The organism is Variovorax paradoxus, assembly GCF_024734665.1.
GTDB lineage: Bacteria > Pseudomonadota > Gammaproteobacteria > Burkholderiales > Burkholderiaceae_C > Variovorax.
The window spans coordinates 4,761,329-4,775,891 of record NZ_CP102931.1; the positions used below are offsets into that span (position 1 = coordinate 4,761,329).

Annotated in this window: 14 protein-coding genes; 4 read left to right on the forward strand and 10 right to left on the reverse strand. The window is 64.6% G+C overall.

Features of this window, described 5'->3' with window-relative positions; genetic code table 11:
* Positions 1 to 96: 96 nt before the first annotated feature.
* From NWF24_RS22525 to NWF24_RS22545, 5 genes are read right to left on the reverse strand one after another with little or no spacing between them, the layout of a single operon-like run.
* Positions 97 to 540, reverse strand: coding sequence for a nuclear transport factor 2 family protein (locus tag NWF24_RS22525; RefSeq protein WP_258350490.1), 444 nt, complete (start codon positions 538 to 540; stop codon positions 97 to 99).
* Entirely contained in the window at positions 537 to 1,391 is an 855-nt protein-coding gene (locus tag NWF24_RS22530) for a fumarylacetoacetate hydrolase family protein (RefSeq protein WP_258350491.1), read from the reverse strand. Before NWF24_RS22530 ends, NWF24_RS22525 begins: the two co-directional genes overlap by 4 nt.
* A complete protein-coding gene (locus NWF24_RS22535) occupies positions 1,388 to 3,127 on the reverse strand; it encodes a bifunctional 3-(3-hydroxy-phenyl)propionate/3-hydroxycinnamic acid hydroxylase (protein WP_375338404.1) in 1,740 nt (579 codons plus the stop codon). The genes NWF24_RS22530 and NWF24_RS22535 overlap by 4 nt, the downstream gene beginning before the upstream one ends.
* Entirely contained in the window at positions 3,105 to 3,863 is a 759-nt protein-coding gene (locus NWF24_RS22540) for an IclR family transcriptional regulator (RefSeq protein WP_258350493.1), read from the reverse strand. Before NWF24_RS22540 ends, NWF24_RS22535 begins: the two co-directional genes overlap by 23 nt.
* Before the next feature lie 10 nt (positions 3,864 to 3,873).
* Positions 3,874 to 4,692 carry a VOC family protein gene (locus NWF24_RS22545; RefSeq protein ID WP_258350494.1) on the reverse strand — a complete coding sequence of 273 codons (819 nt, stop codon included), beginning with the start codon at positions 4,690 to 4,692 and terminating at the stop codon, positions 3,874 to 3,876.
* A 287-nt stretch (positions 4,693 to 4,979) separates the two neighbouring features.
* On the opposite strand from NWF24_RS22545, the gene NWF24_RS22550 reads away from it, so the two are divergent.
* On the forward strand, positions 4,980 to 5,960 hold the full coding sequence (locus NWF24_RS22550; protein ID WP_258350495.1) for a helix-turn-helix domain-containing protein: 981 nt from the start codon (positions 4,980 to 4,982) through the stop codon (positions 5,958 to 5,960).
* Between the two features lie 11 nt (positions 5,961 to 5,971).
* On the opposite strand, the gene NWF24_RS22555 is transcribed toward NWF24_RS22550, so the two are convergent.
* From NWF24_RS22555 to NWF24_RS22565, 3 genes are read right to left on the reverse strand one after another with little or no spacing between them, the layout of a single operon-like run.
* Entirely contained in the window at positions 5,972 to 7,420 is a 1,449-nt protein-coding gene (locus tag NWF24_RS22555; RefSeq protein WP_258350496.1) for an aldehyde dehydrogenase, read from the reverse strand.
* Positions 7,417 to 8,886: a carotenoid oxygenase family protein gene (locus NWF24_RS22560; protein WP_258350497.1), complete on the reverse strand. Its 1,470-nt coding sequence runs from the start codon at positions 8,884 to 8,886 to the stop codon at positions 7,417 to 7,419. Before NWF24_RS22560 ends, NWF24_RS22555 begins: the two co-directional genes overlap by 4 nt.
* Positions 8,887 to 8,945: 59 nt before the next feature.
* A complete protein-coding gene (locus NWF24_RS22565; RefSeq protein WP_258350498.1) occupies positions 8,946 to 10,130 on the reverse strand; it encodes an MFS transporter in 1,185 nt (394 codons plus the stop codon).
* A 182-nt stretch (positions 10,131 to 10,312) separates the two neighbouring features.
* Here NWF24_RS22565 and NWF24_RS22570 point away from each other — a divergent pair, with 182 nt between their 5' ends.
* The 3 genes from NWF24_RS22570 to NWF24_RS22580 are packed head-to-tail and all read left to right on the forward strand — an operon-like array spanning position 10,313 to position 11,776.
* A complete protein-coding gene (locus NWF24_RS22570; protein WP_258350499.1) occupies positions 10,313 to 10,468 on the forward strand; it encodes a hypothetical protein in 156 nt (51 codons plus the stop codon).
* 8 nt (positions 10,469 to 10,476) lie between these two features.
* The gene (gene xth / locus NWF24_RS22575; protein ID WP_258350500.1) at positions 10,477 to 11,262 is read left to right on the forward strand and encodes an exodeoxyribonuclease III; all 786 of its coding nucleotides are present in this window, start codon (positions 10,477 to 10,479) and stop codon (positions 11,260 to 11,262) included.
* A gap of 4 nt (positions 11,263 to 11,266) precedes the next feature.
* Positions 11,267 to 11,776, forward strand: coding sequence for a hypothetical protein (locus NWF24_RS22580; RefSeq protein ID WP_258350501.1), 510 nt, complete (start codon positions 11,267 to 11,269; stop codon positions 11,774 to 11,776).
* A gap of 27 nt (positions 11,777 to 11,803) precedes the next feature.
* Here the strand turns inward: NWF24_RS22580 and NWF24_RS22585 are convergent, their stop codons facing one another.
* Positions 11,804 to 12,823: a patatin-like phospholipase family protein gene (locus NWF24_RS22585; RefSeq protein ID WP_258350502.1), complete on the reverse strand. Its 1,020-nt coding sequence runs from the start codon at positions 12,821 to 12,823 to the stop codon at positions 11,804 to 11,806.
* 190 nt (positions 12,824 to 13,013) lie between these two features.
* On the reverse strand, positions 13,014 to 14,546 hold the full coding sequence (gene ntrC, locus NWF24_RS22590) for a nitrogen regulation protein NR(I) (protein WP_258350503.1): 1,533 nt from the start codon (positions 14,544 to 14,546) through the stop codon (positions 13,014 to 13,016).
* Between the last annotated feature and the right edge of the window lie 17 nt (positions 14,547 to 14,563).

Genomic DNA, 14,563 nt, shown 5'->3' on the forward strand with positions numbered 1-14,563 from the left:
CGGATTGCTTCGACACTCGAAGGATAGGAATCGAAGGCCGAGGTGGCTTGCTCGGCGGCGACACACTTGTCCAGACGCGCCGTCGCCTTGTCGTGGTTAACCCGATCGATCAGAGGGGACCTGCGCGCAGTCCTCCTGCGACTGCGCAGACTCCCACAGCTCATCCGGGACCCGGGTCGACTGGAACAGCCGCAGCTTCCATCCCGTGTCCGTGGCGGGGGTCCATATCTGCGAGACGAACGAGCTGGATCCGAAGCTTTCTGCGCCCTGTGCGCGGCGCTCCTCGATGCGCAGAAAGCCCGTGAGCAGCACGGCATCGCCCGCCGGGACAGCACGCAGCGCACGGCGCCGAACCAGCTGATAGCGGATGCCGCCCCGAAGAAAATTCATCAGGTCGGCGTGCGTGTGCACGACACCGGTGGAGTGCACGTAGACAAGCTCGTCATCCAGAAGCGCCGCAACCGCCTCGACATCGCCTTCCTCCAGGAGACGGCAACGCCGCCTCTCGTGCGAAAGAACCAGCGCGATGTCCGCGTTCATTCCTCCGGCACCACACCGTTCACCAGCAGGCCCACCGAGGAAATCTCCACCTCGACTCGATCCCCCGGCTTGAGCCACAGCGGGGGCGTGCGCTTCACGCCCACGCCTCCCGGCGTTCCCGTGACGATGACATCGCCCGGGAGAAGCGTCACGAAGGTCGAGATGTAGTTCACCAGCACAGGGATGGGAAAGATCATCTGGTCGGTTTGCGCGTGCTGCACTTGCTGGCCGTTCACGCGCGTTCGCAAGTCGAGCGTGCGGTCCTCGGGGAGTTCGTCGAGGGTCACCAGGAAAGGGCCGAATCCACCGGTCTTCGGGAAGTTCTTGCCGGGAGTGAATTGACGCGTGTGATGCTGCCAGTCGCGCACGCTCGCATCGTTGAAGCAACTCACGCCGAAGACATGGTCCCAGGCATCGGCCTCGGGGATGCGGCGGCCTTTCTTGCCGATGACGACGGCCAGTTCGCCTTCGTAGTCGAGCTGCGTCGATTCGCGAGGCATCAGCAGGGGCTTGCCGGCGGCCTGGAGCGACTCGCTCCCGCGCAGGAAAATTGACGGATGTGCCGTCGGATCACGCTGGGTTTCGACGCGATGCGCTTCGTAGTTGTGACCGACGCACGCGATCGTCTTCGGGTCGGCAATCGGCGGTAGCAGCTCGAGCCGGGACAGCGCGTGGTCGGCATCGGCCGTTGCATGTGCGCGCGCCAGGGCCATCGCCTCTCCGGTCTCGATCAACGCCTTCAGGGTGCTTGCCCGCGAACCGAGCCGCTTGCGAAGATCGATGACTTCGGATGCGCCGCGCAGCATTCCATAGGATGCCTCGCCCGCAGACAGGTAGCTGATGAATTTCATGTTTTCGCCTTGATCGAGTTTGAGATTGACTGACTTGACGATGTCGTTGCAGCCATTGGTTTGCTGCCGAACGAACTGCGCGAATGCACTCCGGCCGGCATCGAAAGGTTGATGGTCGAAGACGCGACGACGCTGCTCGCGGGGGAGGCAAGAGTTTTCTGGTTGATCAGCCGTGACCAGTAGCGATCGGGCCGGATGACCAGCGCGACCGCATCGTGTCGGGCCAGCGTCTTCTCCAGTTCGCGGCTGCGATCGCGCACGGCCACGATCGAAGCGTCGATCGGCCCTGGCAGGAAGTCTTCGTCGGACCGGAGCAGCGCGACGACCCGCCCCGGCGGACCGCTCGGCAGAAGCGAGGCAGCATGTTCCCGGAATGCAGGCGTATCCCAGCCGAGCACGGCGAAGCCCTCCCCCAGCATGCTGTCCAGGCGCACGACTTCTCCCGTTTGCAGCTCGACGTCCGGCTGCGGGATCAATTCGGATCGGGGATGCGCGGCCGTCGGATGGAACGCGCCTTGCCGCAGTTGCGGCTTGGGCTTGAAACGCAGTTGAAGGATGTAGTCGCGGCAGGCCGGAATCAGGCAGGCCAGGCGAAGCGCGGATTGCGCAAGCCACGCACCCGGGACCGTCTTGGGCTGCATGAAAGCCCCGATGCGCAGTGCCATGCGGATCAGGGCCGCGGCATGGGGGCGGCGTTCGGGTTCGTAGGAGTCCAGCAGCGCTGGCGGCTCGCCCCATCGGACGACGGCAGCGAGCTTCCAGGCGAGATTCGTGGCGTCCCGAATCCCGCTGTTGAGCCCCTGGCCGGCGAAGGGCGGCGTCAGGTGTGCGGCGTCTCCCGCGAGCAGCACGCGGCCGTCTTTCCATCGCGTCGCCACGCGAGCGTGGAATCCGTAGATGGCCTTGCGCACCAGGGGCAGTTCCGCGTCCTGCGCCACTCGGTCGCGGATCCATCGACGGAACGTCTGCTCGCTCAGGACATCCTCGTCGCGGTCGTCCTCCCGGAGCATGAATTCGTAGCGCAGGCTTCCTCGCGGGCCGGGCAGCCGGATGGCGGGGCGACGCGGGTCGCAATACGTGCTCGTGTGGCGCAGCGGGAGCTTGCGCTCTGCCAGGTCGACGATGAGCCAGCGCTCGGGGTAGGTCTTGCCATCGAGCGTGATCTTCAAGAGATCACGCACCTTGCTGCGCCCGCCGTCGCACGCGATCACCCATCTTGCAACCGTCACGCTCGGACCACTTTCGTGGCGCACTTCGCAACGTACTTCATGGGCATCCTGTTCGATGGAAACGAGTTCATGGCCGAACCGGACTTCGACGTCCTTGAACCGGCCCAGCCCCTCGAACAGCGTCTTCACCAGCATGGGTTGGCGAAACGCGTTGCGCTTGGGGTAGCCGTACTCCTGGCGTGTCGGCTGGATGGACGCGAGCGGCTTGCCTTGCCAGTCGAAGTACTGCACGCCATAGCCCAGCACCACATCCCGGATCACGGCGTCTATGAGGCCCACGCCTTGCATCGTGCGGAGGCTTTCGTCGTCCAGAGTCACGGCGCGCGGTTCGGCTTCGAGCTGGCTGCTTCTCTCCACCACCAGCGTCTTGACGCCGTACTGGCCCAGAAGGTTGGCCAACGTGAGGCCGACCGGCCCCGCGCCAACCACGACAACGTCGAATGAGTTTGCTTCGGTCATGCGTGTCTGCGCTTTCGTTCTGTCTTCATGTCTGCCCCGTGGGTCCATGGGCTTCGATGCGGCCCTCGATTCGCAACCCTGCGCGAATCAGTTGATCGCCGACCCTGGCCCTGGCGGCCTCAGGCGTCGCCGTCGAATAGATCGCGCTCAGGCTTCCGAGCAGATGCTTGCCGTGATGAAGGGCGACTGCCCAGCCCATCGCCTCCGCGTCGACCTCGCCCGCGGTTGCGTAGACGGGCCGGGCCCGGATTTCGGCGAGGTATTCGAGCAGCGCTGCGTGGGTTGACGGCAAGCCCGCTTTTCGAAGCCCGCTCGCGTCGCGCTGCACGATCGAGGCGATCTCGGCCGAAGCCATGTGGGCGAAGATCACTTTCGAAGTCGCGCCTCGATAGAGCGGCATCGCGCGGCCCCGTTCGTAGCTCACGGTGCTGGGGCCGTAGCGGCCCCGCATCTCCCTCACGCAGACCACCTTGTGGCCGTGCAGCCGGCTGAGAATGACGGTGGCGCCACCACGTTCGCAGAGCGTTCGCATCACCTCCGAAGCTGCAGCGATCAGGGGATCGTTGACCCGGATCTCCCGATCCAGCTCGACGATCGTCGGACCCAGCACGTAGTAGCCGGCCGACGCGCCCTCGATGAACCCGGCCTCTTCCAGCTCGGATACGTAGCGGTAGGCCGTTGCGGCCGATACGCCGAGCAAGGATGCGATATCGGCAGCACGGAGTTGCTTGCGGACTCCGCCGAAAAGGCGAAGGACCTGCAAGACGTTGCTGGTCTTGGACATGGCGAGCGCCTCAGCTGCGCATGATGGCCACGCCCCACTGGTTCAAGGTCTGCGGCCGGTGCGGCCAGACACCCACGGGGCGGTCTGCCCGACAGACTTCCAGCTCTGCAGATATCTCGCCCATGTTTCCGTCAGGATCCCGGACCATGAGGAATGTGTCGTTGCCCGGCCCGTGCCGTCCGATGCCCCAGGCCAGGTCGGTGCCGGTGCTGGCCATGTGATCGGCCCAGTCGCGCAACTGTTGCCAATCCGGCGCCTCGCACGAGAAATGATCGAAGCGCGCCTCCGGTGCACGAAAGATCGCCAGCGAGTGGTGCTCCGAATCGGTCCTCATGAAGGCAGCGGTGAGGTCGCCTTCGGCGTCGAACACTCTGTCGGAAAGCACAAACCCCAGGCTGTCCACGAAGAACTCGACCAGCTTCGCCGGTGCGGGCGAGCGCAATGCAAAGTGCTGAAGACGTGCTTGCAAAGGACTGTCTTCCGACGGCGTCGCTCGATCCACTTCGGGTGCAAGAAAGGTGATCCGGCGGCCATCCGGGTCCGCAACGGTGTAGCGATTCGCCTCGGGCTCGAGCAACCGGATCTCTCGCGTTGAAAGAAGCATTCGATGAGCATCGAAATCGCTTGGTGACTGAAACCGGAAAACGGCCCGCCGCAATTGGCCGGACTGCCCCTCGAAGACCGTCAGCCGACGATCGTTCGCGCTGCAGGTGATTGACCCTCCAGTCCCGTCGCAATGCAGCCGAAAGGTCTTGGCATAGAAGTCCGCGATCGCTGCCGGGTTGCTTGAATACAGCTCCAGCGCGGCGAGGGATGCACCGATTTCCATCTTGTCTCTCCTGATCTTTCGATGGCTGCATCATCGATTGCCGCCTCTCGAAGCACAAACAGAATTCTCAATTTCTGAGAATCCAGATGCCAGATTCCGGAAACAGGATTCGCGGCGAAATTCATGTCCGCGTGCGTCGAGCCGGGGCTTGGTCTGGACGGCGCGGCGCTGTCCGCAAAAGGAAGGGTTAACACCTTTTCTCTCGTTGAATTCGCAATTCCTGAGAAACCCACTTGACCGGCCCCCATGGCCTGCAGAACATGCCGCCGCAAACGAAGGAGACAAACATGACGAGTCGCGCTCACGTTTCGGTAGATGCGGTGAGTCCATCCCAACGACTGCCCGCCTGGCATAGCCTGGTGAGTACGCATCTGGGGCGCACGCCGGAGTCGTTTCGGGCCCGCGACTCCGGCCGGTGGGAGCCCCTGGCCGGCCAGGCGTTCTGCGGAAGTCTCGAATACGGCACGCTGGGTGGCGCGGGGCTTTGCCGGCTGATTGCAACGCCCCATCGATTTACCCGATCGATGTACACCCGGCTGGAAGATGCGCCCAGCCCGTTGATGCTCGTGATGCAGCAAAAGGGCTGCGCCGTGTTCGCGCAGGACGGGCGCAGCGGAATGCTGGAGCCGGGCGATTGGTGCATCCTCGATGCCGCGATGCCGTTTGCAATCGACCATCCGTCTGGTTGCGACCAGATCATCCTGACACCGCCCCGGCCTTCCGATCCGGCGCTGACCGACTTGATCACGCGAGGCCGCGCGCTGCGTTGTGTCGGGAAGAAGGGATCCTCGCGGCTGGTGCAGACCATGCTCGGCGAGGCCTATGGACAGTTCGACCGGCTGCCGTCGGAAACCGCCAGTGTCCTGGCTGATGCCATTGCATCGTTCGCTTGGCACGCAGTGCAGGAGCGGTGCATGACTTCGAGCAAGGACACGATTCGCGACACCCAGCGCAACAAGCTCAAGGCCTTCATCGACAAGAATCTGTCCGAGCCCGGTCTCTGCGTCGAGATGATCGCGCAAGGCTGCGGCTGTTCCGTGCGCAGTGTTCACCGCGCGTTCTCGGATGATCCTCAAGGTTCCGTTTCCGAGTACATCTGGAGCCGACGCGTTGCACAGTGCGCAAGTGCACTCAGGAACCCGACCAACGCCTTGCGCTCCGTCACGGACATTGCAATGGACTGGGGGTTCTCCAGTCCATCGCATTTCAGCAGGGCGTTCAGGAGCAGCCTCGGCGTCTCCCCGAAAGCCTACCGGCTGGCGCAGTAGGCCACGGGCTTTCAGAACGGATAGTGCCGGGCCGAAGTCTGTACGGTGAGCCAGCGCAAGTCCGTGAATGCGTCGATTCCGGAGCGCCCGCCGAACCGGCCGACACCGCTGGCCTTGACGCCGCCGAACGGCATCTGGGGCTCGTCATGCACCGTGGGTCCGTTGATGTGGCAGATGCCGGACTCGATGCGCTGCGCGACCTGCATCGCGCGCGCGATGTCGCGGCCGTATACCGCGGCCGACAGGCCGTACTCGTTATCGTTGGCGCAGCGCACCGCTTCTTCCAGGCCCTTGACCCGGACAATGCCCTTGATGGGACCGAAGGACTCTTCGCCGTAGATCTTCATGCCTAGCGCGACGTGATCGAGGAGCGTCGGCACCATGAGCGTGCCGTCCGCGCGCCCGCCGCACAGCAGGCGGGCGCCCGCGGCCAGCGCGTCGTCGAGCAGCATGTTGCAGCGATCCACTGTCGCCATGTCGATGACCGAGCCCAGTGCCGCGCCGGAGCCTGCCGGGCCGGGAGTCAGCGAGCGCGCCTTCCTGGCCAGCCGCTCGGCGAATTCATCGGCGATGGACTCATCGACAATGATCCGCTCTGTGGACATGCAGATTTGGCCCGAGTTGAGGAAGGCGCCGAAGATTGCGCCGTCCACGGCTTGATCGAGGTCGGCGTCGTCGAGCACCACAAGCGGCGCCTTGCCGCCGAGTTCCAGCACCACCGGCTTCAGGTGCTCCGCACATTTGACAGCGATGATTTTCCCGACCCTGGTGGAGCCGGTGAAGTTGACGCGGCGCACAGCGGGGTGCGAGATCATGGCGTCAACGACAGGCCCAGCATCGGCTGGGGCGTGGCTCACGAAGTTCACGACACCGGGCGCAACACCGGCACGCGAGAACGCATCGACGATGCGCCGGTGGGTTGCCGGGCAGGCTTCAGACGCCTTGAGGATCACGGTGTTTCCGCATGCGAGGGGCACTGCGATCGCGCGCACGCCAAGAATCAAGGGCGCATTCCAGGGCGCGATGCCCAGGGAGACGCCGGCGGGCTGGCGCACGGCAAGCGCCAGATTGCCAGGAAGATCCGAAGGAATGATTTCACCGTTGATCTGGGTCGTGAGCGCCGCTGCTTCACGCAGTATTCCCACCGCGGTGACGGCGTTGAAACCGGCCCAGAGTTCGCTGGCGCCGGTCTCGCTCATCATGGTGGCGACGAGGGTCGGCAGGTCGCGCTCCAGTTCGTCGGCCGCTTTCGTCAGCATCGCGCGCCTTTCGGCGGGGCCGGTTCGCGCCCAGGCTGGAAAGGCCCGCTCGGCCGCGACAACCGCCGCGACGGCGTCCTCGGGTGCTGCTGCCGCCGCCGTCGTGACCACCTCCCTGGTGATCGGGTTGCATCGCTGAAACGTTGCGCCTGAACGGGCAGGGGCAAGCTCCCCCTGAATCTGAAGTTGAACAATGTTCATCTGTTTTCCTGAATGGTCGTTGGATTGAAGGGAGCCCAGTCGCCGTGGAAGGCATCGCGCAGCCGGATCGGCAGCTTGATCTGCGCAATCGGTCCGGCTTCGATGTCGGCGGCGTCCAGCACGACCACGGATGCCAGTGCCGTGTCGTGGTGGTCCACGACAGCCAGCAGCAGCCCTTCCGCCCCGGGGACGGGCACCAATTGAGGCTCCTGGAATGTGGTCGTGTCGGACAGGAAGAGAGCCTTGACGTCGCCGCTGCGGGTATCTACGCGCACCAGATGGTTCGAACCCAGCCCGATCGGTCCCGCCACGAGCTGACTTCGGGCGGGGTCGATTCCGCCGTAGTAGATGAAGCGATGCGGACGCATCGACAGGCGCTCGTCGATCCGGGGCAGCTCTCCCGGTATCGGACTCAGGACACGCACGTCGAACGACGTGTCCGGACTTTCGGCGTCGAAGCTCCAGCGCGTGAGAAAGGGAGCATTTGCCGCAGGCTCGTACACGCTTCCATCCACCGCAGGTATGTAGGGAAAAACATTTCGCGCGGAGACGCAGAGGTCGATCGTGATCCGGCTGCCCTCGTTGAAGGCATTGGCGACATGGTAGGAATAGCAGGCCGGCCTGCGAAACCAGCGCATGTCACTCGCGGGGCCGTTCCTGCGCATCACGCCGATCCAGGTGTCCAGCGAGCCGTCCCACATCCAGTGGGTTCCGCCCGATCTCAGGCGGTCGATATCGCAGGTCGTCGGAAAGACCGAGAAGATGACGTAGTCGCGCGTCACCGCGAAATCGTGTTGCATGGCTGCGTATGGCGCCTCGAACCACTCTTCCCGCACCAGCGTGCCGTGCCTGTCCGCGACACAGTAGGCAACGCTCTTGCTCGCGTCGCCCGACGCTTCGTATCCGAAGAACACCCATTCGCCGGTCTCCGGGTCTCGCTTGGGATGAGCGGTAGCCGTGCGCGAGCGCAGCTTTCCGTCGAAATCGTGACGGCCCTTGGTCTCCAGGGTCAGGGGGTCCAGCTCGTACGGCAGGCTGTCCTCCTTCAGCGCGAACAGCCGGCCCGCATGCATGAACGCCGTCGTGTTTGCCGTGCCCCGGTCGAGCCCGCGCACGGAAGGATGATCGGTGAACTGGTTGCGATACAAGCCGAACAGTGATCGGCGAACGTCGCGCTCGGCCTCGAACCGCTGCGTGCGCACGTACTTCATCCTGAAGTCGACATGGCCATTCGCAAAGGTGAACGCGCTGACGACACCGTCGCCATTGATGTAGATGTCGTCTCCCAGCATGGGCGGGTACTGCGGATCGGGGCCGCAGCGATACCAGGTGCCCTCGAGTGCCGCCGGCAGCTCGCCGATGACTTCCAGGTCCTGTATCTGGCATTCGACGCGCGAGGGCGCATTCATCCCGGTGAAATGCGGCAATGCAGGGAAATTGCGTGGAGTGCTTGAATCGTTGTGCATGGACAAGAGTGAACTTCGGGACAGGGACAGGGACGGGAACGAGGACGGATGCCCCGGTTTCAGGTGGAACCGAGAGGCGAGCGCACACGGTGGCGCTCAGAGCGCGCGTGGTGCGATGTCACGACCACGGAGAGAGCGAGTGCGATCACATAGATGGCAGTGGCAGCCCAGCCGACGCTCCTGAAGCTGCCGGTGCCCACCGCAACCGCCCCGACGGCCGGCCCCAGCGCCTGGCCGATGAAGATCGCGGCATTGGCGAGGCCGGGCAGGCGGCCGGTCTGGTCCATTTCAGCCGTCAGGGCCAGGAGATAGGTGAGCCCGAAGAACCACACCAGCATGATCACGCAGGCTGTCAGCGCGTAGGCAGCCACGCCAGTGCCGTAGACCATCAGCAAGGTGGCGAGGATGGAGCCCGCAAATGCAATCAGCTGCGCCGAGCGATGACTGATCCGCCGGCCCACGATGCCGGCCAGCGCCGCGCCCACCGCACCAGACAGAACGCTCAGCCCCAGAATCATGCCGATGTGATCGGGCGCGATGCCGATCGCCTTGCCGATGCGCTCCTGGTAGACCCACAGAGCGCCATGCCCGGCAAACAGAAGGACCACGAGGACAAGCAGCAAAGTGCTGTCTGTGCGCAGCGCGTAGACAGCGGCGCGCCCCGGGCCGCCCTGCCCGCTCGCCGGAGCTCGGGCGGGGATTCTTCCGCATAGGCCCAGGCTCAGGAGGCAAAGGACGACGAAACCTGCGAACACCGCCGGAATACCGAAGGCCGAGATCACGGGCGGGAGAATGCCGAGGGAGGCTGCGCCCCACAGCAGGATGCAGATGTTGAGAACCGCGAACGTCTTGTCCTTGTGGGTACGCAAGGCGGTGCTGGCATACACCACCGCCTGCACCACGCCTCCGGAAGCCCCCGCCAGCAGGCGCGCGACGCACAACGTCGCGAAGCTCTCTGCCAACGTGCTCCAGACGCTGGCAATCAGAAGCACGACCAAGGCTATCCGCACGAGTTGCTGCCGGTTCTGCCGGTGTGCGCCAAAAGCCGCGACCGTGCAAGCCAGTGCCATCGACACCAGCTCGATCCCGAACAGAACTCCCATTTGCTGCAGACCGATGCCCATGCGGTCCACCAGGGCGCCACCGAGGACGGGCTGCATCTGGATGGTGCCCATGCCTGTCACCATGCAGATCGCCAGCGCGAACATCGTTGTCCTGCTGTCTATTTTTGTCGAGGCGTCCATTGCGCTGCTTCCATGAATGAGGGTCAGGCAAGGGTAGGAAATGCCACCGGGGCGGTCTGGCATCGTTGCGACGGCATTGACTGGACGTGCCACCGCGATCCGAGGGATTTCCCTGGCCGGAATGAGTGGAGCCCTTTCGAGATTGGTCGATCGCTGGACTGGGGCAAGCCGCGTGCGCAGCCATGAACAGCAGCACACGCGAAGCTCAAGAGCTTGCTAAGCTGCCCGACCGGCGTCCCACGGCCGAAGCTCAGCAATCCAGAAATGGGTACGCCAGCGGGTACAAGCCAGAAAATATGCCAAAAACAAAAATAAATCTTTTGAAATCAACAACTTAGAGAATTTCATGAAAATCGCCACCTGGAACGTCAATTCCCTCACTGCGCGCCTGCAGCACGTGCTCGACTGGCTCATTGCCAACCCGGTCGACGTGCTGTGCCTGCAGGAGCTCAAGATGACGGACGACAAGTTCCCGCTCGAGGTGCTGAAGTCGGCCGGCTACGAGGCCGCGGTGTTCGGCCAGAAGACCTACAACGGCGTGGCGATTCTCAGCCTTGCACCGGTGCGCGACGTGGTGAAGAACATCACCAGCTTCAGTGACGACCAGTCGCGCGTGATCGCGGCCACGGTAGAGACGCCTTCGGGTCCGCTGCGCGTGGTCAACGGCTACTTCGTGAACGGCCAGGAGCCGGGCAGCGAGAAGTTCGCATACAAGATGAAGTGGCTCGACGCACTGCGCGACTCGCTGCGCCAGGAGCTGGCGGCCAACCCGAACCTGGTGCTGCTGGGCGACTTCAACATCACGCCGGAAGACCGCGACAGCTTCGACCCGGTGGGCCTGAAGGAAACGATCCACCACACGACGGAAGAGCGCAACCACTTCAAGGCGCTGCTCGAGCTGGGCCTGACGGACAGTTTTCGCATGTTCGAGCAGCCCGAGAAGAGCTATTCGTGGTGGGACTACCGCATGCTGGGCTACCAGAAGAACCGCGGGCTGCGCATCGACCACATCCTGGTGAGCCAGCCGCTGGTGCCGCGCGTGAAGGGCTGCGTCATCGACCGCGTGCCGCGCAAGTGGGAGAAGCCGAGCGACCATGCGCCGGTGGTGCTCGATCTCGACCTGGGTGCCTGAGCCCATGACCATACGCAACCTCGCAATCGTGGCCGTCGCGCTGACGCTCACGGCCTGCTCGCTGCTGAAGCCCGGCGACAAGGTGGAAGAAGGTGGCAAGAGCGCCGCGACCTCGCCTGCGGACGAAACCGCTTCCGGACGCGACGTGCCGACGGTGCGGTTGATCACCGCGCAGACGCCGGCCGTGCGGACCTACCGCAAGATCGGCGCGCGCCACATCTATAACAAGTATGCAAGCCGCATCTACAAGGGCAAGATCCCGCCGCTGGTGTACGCGGTTGTGGTGGTCGAGACCGACATCGACGCCACGGGCAAGGTGATCAGGGTCGATTTCAGCCGCACGCCGAGCCATGCGCCCGAAGTGCCGCCGATGATTGCGGAGCTGATCAAGGCCACGTCGCCTTTGCCGAACCCCGGCAAGCTGGGCGCCCATACCTACGTGGACACGTGGCTCTGGGACAAGAGCGGAAAGTTCCAGATCGATTCGCTGACCCTGGGCCAGCGGAGCCGATAGGCACGCCGCCGGCGCCGACCGCCTCGCTCACGTCCAGTTCTGCTGCACCCAGCTGCGCACTGCCGCCCACTCGGGCGAACTCTCGATGTATTTCTGCGTCGCGCTCACCAACTCGCCCACGTTCTTGTAGTCGTCCAGGCCGAACGGCTGGGCCAGCGGCACGTTGCCGCGCATGTAATTGCTGCCGAGCAGCTGGCCGGCCTGGGTCGCCGCCAACTCCGCAGTGGCATCCATGGTGAGGTTGAGCAGCGCCGTAGCCGGCACCACGCCGTCGCTGAACGGCCACAGCCAATGCGTGACGCCCCAGTCCAGCGGGTTGGACACGGAACTGGGCGGCACGCCCACCGGATTGACGCCGGTGCCCAGCGACAGCATCACGATGTCCGACGGGGCGGTGGCGCAGCCCTGGTAGATCGCCTCCACAATCGCCGTCATCGAGGGGTTGTTGGCGAAGGTGCCGCCGTCGGCGAAGTAGCCGAAGTCCCCCAACTGGTACGGCGGGAAGTACGTTGGCGCGGCCGAGGTGGCCAGCGCGGCGTCCACCATGCTGATGCCGCGGTAGGCGTTGCGCTGGCCGTTGGAGATGGTGCACGGCGCCCAGCTGTTCTGGTTCGCATCCCACAGCCGCGCGGAATTGACGGCCACGAAGCGACTCGCCGAGGACAGCGCACCGCCGCTACCCACCAGTTGCTGGGCGACTGATTGCAAGCCGGTGTTGACGTACTGGCACTTGAAGATGCCCGGGCCGCTGCCCAGCAGGTCTTCTGTCGACTGCGCCGGTGCCCGGTCCTGCTGCTTGGCCTGTGCGTCCAGCAGCCAGCCGTTGGGCTTGAAGATGGTGGAGCCATCGTTCTGGTAGACGCTGACGATCTTGTCGATGCTCACTTTGTTCACCAGGCCCAGCGAGATCAGGCCGCCGGTGGACGTGCCGGCGAATCCATCCGCGCTTGCGACGATGCCGAAACTCTTGTCCAGGTCCTGGATCAGCATCGCCGTGATGACGCCGCGGATGCCGCCGCCGTCGCAGCAGAGAATCTTGAAAGACATGGCTACGCTCCTTGCTTGAGTGGACAGTACCCGCGGCGCGCAGGCCCGGATGCCCCTTGGTCTCAGGCCGGAATGTGAGTCAATTGGTGAAGCAGCGCATCACTTGAACGAGGGATGGGCGACCTTCTGCACCGGTACGGCCGGCTGGATAGGTCCAGTCGGTAATAAAAAAGGCCCCGAGGGGCCTTTTTTATTCGATGCCGAGTTCCTGGATCTTCCGGGTGATGGTGTTGCGCCCGATGCCCAGTTTCTGCGCGGCCTCGATGCGGCGGCCACGCGTGTTGGCCAGCGCCGTGAGGATCAGCCTCGATTCGAAGCGGCGCGAGAGCACGTCCCACACGTCGGTGCGGCCGGCAGCAAGCAAGGCCTGGGCTTCGTGCTCCAGGCCGCTCTCCCAGCTGCTCACGCCCGCATGGGCTTCGGCGGGCTCGGAGACGGCGTGCGCAGGCACCGATTCGCTGCCTGCAACTGGCAGCGACGCCACGGGCTGGGCCGCTGCGGTCGGCGCGACGGCCGCGGCTTCGGGCACGTGGAGGGCCTCCGCGCCTGCACCGACGGCCATTACCTCGGGCGGCAGGTCCTTCGCTTCGATCAGTTGGGCCGGCGCCATCACGGTCAGCCAGTGGCAGATGTTCTCGAGTTGGCGCACGTTGCCCGGGAAGCCAAAGGCCGCGAGCTTGGCCAGCGCCGCATCGGAAATGCGCTTGGGCTCGACGCCCAGCTGACGCGCGCTCACCTGCAGGAAGTGGCGCGTGAGCGCGGGCACGTCTTCACCGCGTTCGCGCAGTGCCGGCAGGCGCAGGCGAATGACGTTGAGGCGGTGGAACAAGTCTTCGCGGAAGCCGCCGAGCTTGACGCGCTGCTCCAGGTCCTGGTGGGTGGCCGCGATGACGCGCACGTTGGCCTTGACCGAGTTGTGGCCGCCCACGCGGTAGAAATGGCCGTCGCTCAGCACGCGCAGCAGGCGCGTCTGCAGGTCGAAGGGCATGTCGCCGATTTCATCGAGGAACAGCGTGCCGCCCTCGGCCTGTTCGAAGCGGCCGCGGCGCATGGTTTGCGCACCGGTGAAGGCGCCGCGCTCGTGGCCGAAGAGTTCGCTCTCCAGCAGGTCCTTGGGAATCGCGGCGGTGTTGATCGCAACGAAGGGGCCGTTGGCACGCGGCGAGTGCTTGTGCAACGCACGCGCCACCAGTTCCTTGCCCGAGCCCGACTCGCCGGTGATGAGCACCGTGACGTTGCTCTGCGAAAGCCGGCCGATGGCGCGGAACACGTCCTGCATCGCAGGGGCCTGGCCGAGCATTTCGGGCGCCGCGACCATGCGTTCTTCGGCAACTTCCTCGCGCTGGCTTTCGTCGACGGCGCGGCGGATGAGCTCGACCGCGCGCGGCAGGTCGAAGGGCTTGGGCAGGTATTCGAAAGCGCCGCCCTGGAAGGCCGAAACGGCGCTGTCGAGATCGGAGAAGGCCGTCATGATGATGACGGGCAGGCCGGGGTGCTTGGCCTTGATCTTGTCGAGCAGGTCGAGCCCGGAACCGCCGGGCATGCGGATGTCGCTCACCAGAACCTGGGGACCTTGCTGATCGTCGTCGGCGGCCTGTTCGAGTGCTGCCAGCACCTCGCGCGTGTTCGTGAAACTGCGCGTGGGCAGGTCTTCGCGCAATAGAGCCTTCTCGAGCACGAAGCGAATCGATTGGTCGTCATCAACTATCCAGATCGGCTTCATGCATCTCCTCTGTTGCC

Excerpts from the sequence above, each read along its gene's own strand:
- NWF24_RS22530 (WP_258350491.1), bottom strand. The coding sequence starts at position 1,391 with ATGAAATTCATCAGCTACCTGTCTGCGGGCGAGGCATCCTATGGAATG.
- NWF24_RS22545 (WP_258350494.1), bottom strand. The coding sequence starts at position 4,692 with ATGGAAATCGGTGCATCCCTCGCCGCGCTGGAGCTGTATTCAAGCAAC.
- NWF24_RS22570 (WP_258350499.1), top strand. The coding sequence starts at position 10,313 with ATGAACAGCAGCACACGCGAAGCTCAAGAGCTTGCTAAGCTGCCCGAC.
- ntrC (WP_258350503.1), bottom strand. The coding sequence starts at position 14,546 with ATGAAGCCGATCTGGATAGTTGATGACGACCAATCGATTCGCTTCGTG.
- xth (WP_258350500.1), top strand. The coding sequence starts at position 10,477 with ATGAAAATCGCCACCTGGAACGTCAATTCCCTCACTGCGCGCCTGCAG.
- NWF24_RS22560 (WP_258350497.1), bottom strand. The coding sequence starts at position 8,886 with ATGCACAACGATTCAAGCACTCCACGCAATTTCCCTGCATTGCCGCAT.
- NWF24_RS22585 (WP_258350502.1), bottom strand. The coding sequence starts at position 12,823 with ATGTCTTTCAAGATTCTCTGCTGCGACGGCGGCGGCATCCGCGGCGTC.
- NWF24_RS22535 (WP_375338404.1), bottom strand. The coding sequence starts at position 3,127 with ATGGACCCACGGGGCAGACATGAAGACAGAACGAAAGCGCAGACACGC.
- NWF24_RS22550 (WP_258350495.1), top strand. The coding sequence starts at position 4,980 with ATGACGAGTCGCGCTCACGTTTCGGTAGATGCGGTGAGTCCATCCCAA.
- NWF24_RS22555 (WP_258350496.1), bottom strand. The coding sequence starts at position 7,420 with ATGAACATTGTTCAACTTCAGATTCAGGGGGAGCTTGCCCCTGCCCGT.
- NWF24_RS22580 (WP_258350501.1), top strand. The coding sequence starts at position 11,267 with ATGACCATACGCAACCTCGCAATCGTGGCCGTCGCGCTGACGCTCACG.
- NWF24_RS22565 (WP_258350498.1), bottom strand. The coding sequence starts at position 10,130 with ATGGACGCCTCGACAAAAATAGACAGCAGGACAACGATGTTCGCGCTG.
- NWF24_RS22525 (WP_258350490.1), bottom strand. The coding sequence starts at position 540 with ATGAACGCGGACATCGCGCTGGTTCTTTCGCACGAGAGGCGGCGTTGC.
- NWF24_RS22540 (WP_258350493.1), bottom strand. The coding sequence starts at position 3,863 with ATGTCCAAGACCAGCAACGTCTTGCAGGTCCTTCGCCTTTTCGGCGGA.